The sequence below is a fragment of the Pyramidobacter piscolens W5455 genome (genome assembly GCF_000177335.1).
Classification (GTDB): Bacteria; Synergistota; Synergistia; order Synergistales; family Dethiosulfovibrionaceae; genus Pyramidobacter; species Pyramidobacter piscolens.
Window position 1 is genome coordinate 1 of record NZ_ADFP01000025.1, and the last position, 7,578, is coordinate 7,578.

The 7,578-nt window shown below is 59.4% G+C and carries 7 protein-coding genes; all 7 read left to right on the forward strand.

All coding sequences use genetic code 11. The features are described from left to right. The first annotated feature begins 142 nt into the window (after positions 1 to 142). The 7 genes from HMPREF7215_RS02005 to HMPREF7215_RS02035 all read left to right on the forward strand — a co-directional run bounded on the left by HMPREF7215_RS02005 (position 143) and on the right by HMPREF7215_RS02035 (position 7,342). On the forward strand, positions 143 to 1,117 hold the full coding sequence (locus tag HMPREF7215_RS02005; protein ID WP_040550159.1) for an ABC transporter permease: 975 nt from the start codon (positions 143 to 145) through the stop codon (positions 1,115 to 1,117). Next, the gene (locus HMPREF7215_RS02010) at positions 1,118 to 2,047 is read left to right on the forward strand and encodes an ABC transporter permease (RefSeq protein WP_009163926.1); all 930 of its coding nucleotides are present in this window, start codon (positions 1,118 to 1,120) and stop codon (positions 2,045 to 2,047) included. It abuts the gene before it with no gap. An 8-nt stretch (positions 2,048 to 2,055) separates the two neighbouring features. Then, a complete protein-coding gene (locus HMPREF7215_RS02015; protein ID WP_009163927.1) occupies positions 2,056 to 3,051 on the forward strand; it encodes an ABC transporter ATP-binding protein in 996 nt (331 codons plus the stop codon). A gap of 188 nt (positions 3,052 to 3,239) precedes the next feature. After that, positions 3,240 to 4,334 carry an ABC transporter substrate-binding protein gene (locus HMPREF7215_RS02020; protein WP_009163929.1) on the forward strand — a complete coding sequence of 365 codons (1,095 nt, stop codon included), beginning with the start codon at positions 3,240 to 3,242 and terminating at the stop codon, positions 4,332 to 4,334. A 210-nt stretch (positions 4,335 to 4,544) separates the two neighbouring features. Then, positions 4,545 to 5,642, forward strand: a complete 1,098-nt coding sequence (locus tag HMPREF7215_RS02025) for an ABC transporter substrate-binding protein (protein WP_009163931.1) — start codon at positions 4,545 to 4,547, stop codon at positions 5,640 to 5,642. A 69-nt stretch (positions 5,643 to 5,711) separates the two neighbouring features. Next, positions 5,712 to 6,554, forward strand: a complete 843-nt coding sequence (locus HMPREF7215_RS02030; protein ID WP_009163932.1) for an ABC transporter permease — start codon at positions 5,712 to 5,714, stop codon at positions 6,552 to 6,554. Continuing rightward, positions 6,551 to 7,342 carry an ABC transporter ATP-binding protein gene (locus HMPREF7215_RS02035; RefSeq protein WP_009163933.1) on the forward strand — a complete coding sequence of 264 codons (792 nt, stop codon included), beginning with the start codon at positions 6,551 to 6,553 and terminating at the stop codon, positions 7,340 to 7,342. Before HMPREF7215_RS02030 ends, HMPREF7215_RS02035 begins: the two co-directional genes overlap by 4 nt. Positions 7,343 to 7,578 lie beyond the last annotated feature (236 nt).

Here is a 7,578-nt window from a genome sequence, read left to right on the forward strand (position 1 = left end):
TCGGGCGGCGCGCCGCTCCGATTTTTTTGCGTTCGTGTTATAGTTATTATAAATGAATCATGAAAAAACACAACGGTTCGGGCGCGGGGATCGATCGCCGCCCCGCGACTTTTTGCGGAAAACGGGAAAGGGGTCGATACGGATGAGAACGGGATTTGCCGCGAAGCGGTTCGCGCAGATGGCGCTGGTATGGGGCTTGGTATCGGCGCTGTCTTTTTTCATCGTCTATTTCGCCCCGGGCGACCCGCTGTACGTCTACATGACGCCGGGCGCGACGGGGCATAAGATGACGGAGGCCGAGATGGCGCGCCTGCGCGAGTCGATGGGGCTGAACGGAAGCGCGCTGCGGCAGTATGGCGCCTGGCTGAAGAGGACGCTGCGCGGCGATCTCGGCCTTTCGCTGCAAAACCGGCAGCCGGTGCTGCCGCAGATCGCGGAGCGTCTGCCGCGCACGGCGGCGTTGATGGGGGCGTCGCTGCTGCTTTCGCTGGCGCTGGCCGTACCGCTGGGACTGATCGCCGGCACGCGCAAACACGGAAAAGCGGATCATGTGATCAGCGCGTTGAGTTATCTGGGCATTTCCACGCCGTCGTTCTGGCTGGGGATCATGCTGATCATCCTGTTCGCCATGAAGCTCCGGCTCCTGCCCGCGGCGAGGTTCCGCACCATCGGCGTACGCTCGTTCGGCGACGTCGCGCGCCACACCGCGCTGCCCGCGGCGGTGCTCAGTCTCAACAATATCGCCGTTTTCGTGCGCTACATCCGCGCCGGGACGATCGCTCAGCTCGAGGAGGAGTACGTGCAGACGGCGCTGTCCAAGGGGTTGTCCCGCCGGCGCGTCCTGTACGGTCACGTGCTGAAAAACTGCCTGCTGCCGGTCGTGGCGATCGTCGGCTCGCGCTTCGGCACGCTCGTGACGGGCTCGTTCATCATCGAAACCGTTTTTTCGTGGCCGGGGCTGGGGATGCTGGGAATGTCGGCGATCAACAACCGCGATTATCCGATGATCATGGGGATCACCATGATCTCCTGCACGCTGCTGCTGTTGGGAAATTTCGCGGCCGACGTGCTGTATCGCCGTCTCGATCCAAGAATCCGCCTCGAGGAGGGACGCTGAATGGCGAAAATGCTTTCGGGATTTGACGGCGGGGAAGTGAGCGCCGCCGATTTCGAGCGCGTCGTCTGCCCGTCTGCGCCGACGCGCGCTCCCCTGCCGAAGCGGCGGCGCTTCCGCCGCGCGTTGGCGGCGAACCCTCCCGCGCTCCTGTGTCTGATCGTCTTCGCGCTGATTGCCGCCGCGTCTTTGGCCGCGCCGCTGCTGCCGCTCGACCCCGATCTCATGGACGTGACCGGCAAAATGGCCGCGCCGAGCGCCGAGCACTGGCTCGGCACCGACGAGCTGGGGCGCGATTCTTTCACGCGGGCGATCTACGGCGGACGCGTGTCGCTGACGGTGGGATTCGCGGCGATGCTGGTGTCGGTGGCGCTGGGAACGACGCTGGGGACGTTGAGCGGCTACGCCGGCGGCAGGACGGACGCGGCGCTGATGCGTCTGGTCGACATTGTGCAGTCGGTGCCGAGCCTGCTGCTGATCATCATCGTCTTCGCGTTCGTGCCGGCCAACATGCTCACGCTCGTGCTGATGCTGGCGATGTTCTCGTGGACGGGCGTGGCCCGTATCGTGCGCGCGCAGACATTGGCGCTGAAGGAACAGGATTTCGTCGCCGCGGCGCGGGCGATCGGCCAGAGTCGTTTGAAGATCGTCTGCCGCCATATCGTGCCCAACCTGACGGCGCAGATCATCGTCGCCGCCTCGCTGAGCGCGGCGGGGGCGATCCTCGACGAATCGGCGCTGAGCTTCCTCGGCTACGGGGTGCCGCTGCCGCGCGCGTCGTGGGGCAGCATGCTGCAGAACGCGCAGCAGTACATCCTCTACAATCCGCTGCTGGCGCTCGTGCCCGGAGCCTTCATCCTCGTCACCGTGCTCTGCCTGAACGTGCTCGGCGACGCGCTCCAGCACGCGTTCGATCCGCGTCTGCAGAAGTAGGCGGCGACATGGCTCATCTTTTGGAAGTTCGCGATCTGCGCGTTTCCTTTCGCACCTACGCCGGCGAGTTTCAGTCCGTGCGCGGCGCGTCATTTTTCGTCGACGAAGGCGAGACGGTGGCGCTCGTCGGCGAATCGGGCTGCGGCAAGTCGGTCACAGCGCGGAGCGTGATGGGGCTGATCGCGCCGCCGGGCGAGATCAAAAGCGGCAGCCGCATCCTCTTTGCGGGACAGGATATTCTGACGCAGTCGCCGCGCGAGTGGGAACGCTATCGCGGCGAAGACTGCGCGATCGTCTTTCAGGACGCGCTGGCGGCGTTGAATCCGACGCTGAGCGTCGGCGCGCAGATCGCCGAGAAGATCGCCGCGCATCGTTCCGCTTCGCGTTCCGTCGCCCGCAAAGAGGCGCTCCGACTGCTGGAACTGGTGGGCATTCCCGCGGCGGCGCGCCGTCTTGGCGCGTTCCCGCACGAGCTTTCCGGCGGCCAGCGCCAGCGCGTGATGATCGCGATCGCACTGGCCTGCGGCCCGCGGCTGCTACTCACCGACGAGCCGACGACAGCGTTGGACGTGACGGTCCAGGCCGAGATCATCGACCTGCTGCGCTCGTTGCAAAAAAGCCGCGGCGCTTCGACGGTGATGATCACGCACGACCTTGGCCTCGTAGCCGGCATGGCGCAGCGGATCGCCGTCATGTATGCGGGGCGCATCGTCGAGACGGGCGCGCGGCGACAGGTTTTCTACGCACCCGCCCATCCGTACACGCGCGCCCTGCTGGACGCCGTGCCGCGCCTCGACGCAGCGCGCTCGCGGCGCTTGGCCGCCATCGACGGCGAGCCGCCGGACACGCTGACGCCCTTGCCCGGCTGCGCCTTCGCCCCGCGTTGCAAATACTGTATGAGCGTCTGCCTGCGCCGTCCGCCGCCGCTTTTCGAGATCGAAACGGATCACATGGCCGAATGCTGGCGCCTTCACGATTTGGCGCCGCGGGAAGAAATGCGCTGAAGTCGAGGATCGCCGCGCCCGTGCAAATGCCGTTCGTTCTCTTTTCAACTTTTGCCCTGTCCGTCATAAACGCACAATCGTCACTTTGCTTAAGAGAGTTTTTTCGACTTTTATATGCTGGTATTTTAATGCTGAAAATTTATAATAAACATACGATATTTTTATGATAAGGATGGAGGTCTCAGGTTATGAAAAAATTTATTCTTTCCGCTGTTCTGGCGCTGCTCTGCGCCGGGAGTTCTTTCGCCGCCGATATTCCGGTGCTGCGCTGCAGTTATGGCATCACCACGCACCAGCAAGCCTTCATGGTCGCGATGTCGATGGGCGAGGATCTGAAAGATCTGGGAGTCTGGCTTACTCCCGTCGTTCCCAAGGAGAAATACGATCTGATGGTCAACGGCGAAAAGGTCGCCCGCTTGAACGTCATCGTCACCAAGAGCGGCTCCGAGGCGACCTCGCTGTTCGCTCAGGATCACCTTGACCTGACGGTCAATTCCTTCCCCGCCATGCTCTCCGGCATCGATCGCGGCACGAAGATCAAAGTTCTCGGCCCGCTCCAGGCCGACGGCATCGCCATGGTCTCCCGCAACGACATCGACGTCAAAGGATGGGACGGTTTCTCCGCATACGTCACGGCGGCCAAACGCCCCGTCACGGTCGGTTACCACTCTCCGACCAGTGCTCCCAAGATCGTTTTCGAAGGCGCGATGGACGCCAGCGGTTTCCGCATTACCGGCGACGCCAACGCCACGAAAACGGACGCCGACATCCTGATGGTCGACCTTAAAAGCATCTCCAACGCTATTCCCGCGCTTGTGGCGGGTCAGGTCGAATTCTGCGTGCTGCCCGCCCCTACCCCCGAAGTCGTGGAATCCAAGAAGCAGGGGCATATCGTCCTTCAGCTTGGCGATCTGCCGCCCGAAGGGCAGTGGACCAGCTTCCCCTGCTGCTGCATTGCCGGCACCGAAAAGATCATCGCCGAGCAGCCTCGAGCCGTCAAAGCGTACGTTGATCTGATCACGGCTGTTTCCAAGTGGTGCATGGAACACAAACACGACGCGGCCGTCGCGACTTCCAATTGGCTGGGGGTTCCCGTCGAGATCATTGAAGGCGCGCATATGCGCTTTTTCACCGACGTCACGCCCAAATGGCTGCACAACGCCAGTGAATATCCCGACGTGCTTAACCGTCTCGGCCAGCTTACGGGCAGACTGAAAGACAAGAAATTGTCCGACGTTATGGACGTCGTCTTTGATTTCAGTTTCGTCAGCGTCTCTCAATAAGACAGCCTGCAAACATCGACCGCCGGAAAAGAAACCGGCGGCCGATGTTTGCAGGGAAGATTCGGGCATGCTCTCGTTTTCGATGAAGGAGCATTTTATCCCTCATAAATACTGCATGTTTCTTGACTTAAAGTACAGAGAATATGTTATGAATCATGACATTTTTTTGTTGTTGGCGCTGGGATTCTTGTTATAAAGGAGGGTGTTTTCATGAAAAAATTGCTCGTCTCAACAATGCTTTTCATGACCGTCGCAAGCGCGTCTCTTGCGGGCGAGATACCGGTCTTACGCGTCGGTTTGGGTATTTCCACTCACCTTCAGCCCTTTATGGTCGCCATGGCAAAAGGCAAAGATTTCAAAGACTCGGGCGTCTGGCTTGAACCGGCTGTTGAGAAAGAAAAATACGATCTCATGGTAAACGGCGTGAAAACAGCGCGTTTAAACGTCCTCTTCACAAAAGGAGCCGCTGATTCGGTATCTTTGTTTGCCCAGGGACATCTTGATCTTGCGCTCAACTCTTTTCCCGCGATGCTCGCAGGTATCGATCGAGGAGTGAAGATCAAGGTCCTCTCCCCTCCCCAAGCCGATGGAATTGCCATGCTTTCCAACAACGATATTTCCGATGTTAAAGGCTGGGATGGCTTTTCCGCTTATGTCGGCGCTGCCAAACGTCCTGTGCTGATAGGCTATCACTCCCCTACCAGCGCCCCCAAAATAGTCGTCGAGGGCGCCATGCAGGCCAGCGGCTTCCGTATCACCGGAGATGCCCGCGCGACAAAGGCCAACGCTGACATTCTGATGGTAGATTTGAAGAGCATTTCCAATCTCATTCCCGCGCTCGTGGCCAAGCAGGTGGAATTCTGCGTCGCTCCTGCGCCTACTCCGGAAGTTGTGGAATCCAAGGGGCAGGGGCATATCGTCCTACAGTTAAGCGAACTTCCTCCCGCGGGACGTTGGGCTAACTTTCCCTGTTGTTGTATTACCGGAACTGAGAAGATCGTTGCCGAATTTCCTGAGGCGGTTGGAGATTATATGAAGTTACTCTCCATTGTCGCCAAATGGTGCATGGAAAACAAGCATGAAGCAGCAACCGTTACCTCTGAATGGATGGGCGTTCCTGTGGAGGTCATCGAAAAGGCCCATATCCGTTTCTTCACCGATGTGACGCCCGATTGGCTGGCAAACGCCGAGATGTACGCGGAAATTCTTAATCGTCTGGGGCAACTTACGGGCAAACTCAAGGGTAAGAAGCTGGCTAATACGATGGATCAGGTCTTCGATTTCCGTTTCGTGACTGTTTCAGAGTAAAATCTTCTTTACAAAAAAATCCGTTACTGCTTTGAGCGACTGTTTTTAGAGTTTGAGGAAGGATGTGCAGTGTCATTGAAATCTCTGTTTTCAGCGCTGACGTTGCCGCTTTTGGCGCCGCTGACGGCGCTCTGGGTCTGGCAGCACAGCGCCGTCGCCATTGGCAACGACGTTGTTTTGCCGACGGTCGGACAGGTCGCGTATCTGATGTTCCATCCGACGGAGAATCTGCTGCAAATGGGTTCCATGGCCGTGAACGTGTGGATCAGCTGCCTGCGCGTCTTTGGCGGCTACATGGCCGGGCTGATGCTGGCGCTGCCTCTCGGTATCCTGATGGGGCACTACAAACTGGTCAATCGTCTGCTTGGCTCGCTCGTGGAAATTCTCCGCCCCATGCCGCCTTTGTCGTGGATCCCCCTGCTGCTGGCATGGTTCGGCGTCGCCAGCCTAGCCACGCTGTTCGGGGTCGAGGAGGGGGAATGGTATATCCTGCTGAACAGTATTAAGTTCACCATGCTCATCGTCATTTTTATCGGCGCTTTCTTTCCCATCCTTCTCAACACCGTTCACGGCGTCTCCGGCGTCCCCGCCACGCTGATCGATTCCGCGCGCGTCCTCGGCGCTTCGGAGCGCGACATTTTCTTTAAAGTCCTGCTGCCCGGCGCCGCCCCTTCCATCGTGACCGGCATGCGCCTCGGACTGGGCGGCGCGTGGATGTGTCTTGTCGCCGCGGAAATGATGCCCGGCAGTATCTCGGGCATCGGCTATCTGATCACGCACGCTTACACCGTAGCGCGCACTGATATCGTCATGGCCGGCATGATCAGCATCGGCATCATCGGTTTGCTCATCGACGTCACGTTCCGCGCCGTCGAAGACCGCTGTTTTGCATGGAAGAGGTTAGCGCGATGACGCCCGTTATCGAGACCCGCAATGTGACGAAAACGTTCGTGACTGACGGCGGCAAGACTTTTCAGGCTCTTGCCGGCATCGATCTGGCGATTCGCGAAAAGGAATTCGTCTGCGTCCTCGGGCCTTCCGGCTGCGGCAAATCCACCTGGCTGCGCATCGTTGCCGGATTGGAAAAACCCACTTCCGGCGCGGTGCAGTTTCGCGGTCGGGATATAACCGGCCCTTCCAGGGAACGCGGCATGGTGTTTCAGGAGTATTCGCTCTTTCCGTGGCGCAGCGTCCTGGAAAATGTCGCCCTCGGCCCTGAATTCAGCGGTATGAACGCGGAGCGCCGCAAAGCTTTGGCTATGGACTATCTCGTCCGCGTCGGGCTGGAAAAGTTCGCGCATGTCAAGCCTCACGAACTCTCCGGCGGTATGCGCCAGCGCGCTGCCATCGCCAGAGCGCTGGCCAACGACCCCGAGGTGCTGTTGATGGACGAACCTTTCGGCGCGCTCGACGCCCATACCCGCGTGCTTCTGCAGAAGGAGCTGTTGCGCATCTGGGAGCAGGACCGCAAGACCGTCGTCTTTGTCACCCACTCCGTCGACGAGGCGCTCTACCTTGCCGACCGGGTCGTCGTTCTTTCCGCTCATCCCGGTCGCGTGCTGAAAGATCTCGTCATTCCCTTCGAACGACCGCGCAGCAGGTCCTGCCATGGATTCGGCGAGATGACGGAGATTATCTTCGATCTGCTGGATCAGCCTCAGGAATGTGAACGGTGCGCGGAACAGCCTTCCGGCATGTAAGATTCCCGAGCGCCGAAGAAGAAACGCCGTTGTGGAGCGTGCCGCCAGTCGCTTTGAGCTGAATAATAGAGTCCGTGGAAATTTTCTCGACCTCGCGACGTGCTGAACTTCTATAACGACAAAAAATGGGAGATGAAGGTCGTTCCGGAACGTAAGTTATTTTCCGACTGGCACCGAATTTGTTCAAGTGGAACATCTTGCTTTCAGCCTTTTTGCCATACGAGTTTAGAACTGCT

Coding starts and splice junctions, on each gene's coding strand:
- HMPREF7215_RS02005 (WP_040550159.1), top strand. CDS start 143: ATGAGAACGGGATTTGCCGCGAAGCGGTTCGCGCAGATGGCGCTGGTA.
- HMPREF7215_RS02010 (WP_009163926.1), top strand. CDS start 1,118: ATGGCGAAAATGCTTTCGGGATTTGACGGCGGGGAAGTGAGCGCCGCC.
- HMPREF7215_RS02015 (WP_009163927.1), top strand. CDS start 2,056: ATGGCTCATCTTTTGGAAGTTCGCGATCTGCGCGTTTCCTTTCGCACC.
- HMPREF7215_RS02020 (WP_009163929.1), top strand. CDS start 3,240: ATGAAAAAATTTATTCTTTCCGCTGTTCTGGCGCTGCTCTGCGCCGGG.
- HMPREF7215_RS02025 (WP_009163931.1), top strand. CDS start 4,545: ATGAAAAAATTGCTCGTCTCAACAATGCTTTTCATGACCGTCGCAAGC.
- HMPREF7215_RS02035 (WP_009163933.1), top strand. CDS start 6,551: ATGACGCCCGTTATCGAGACCCGCAATGTGACGAAAACGTTCGTGACT.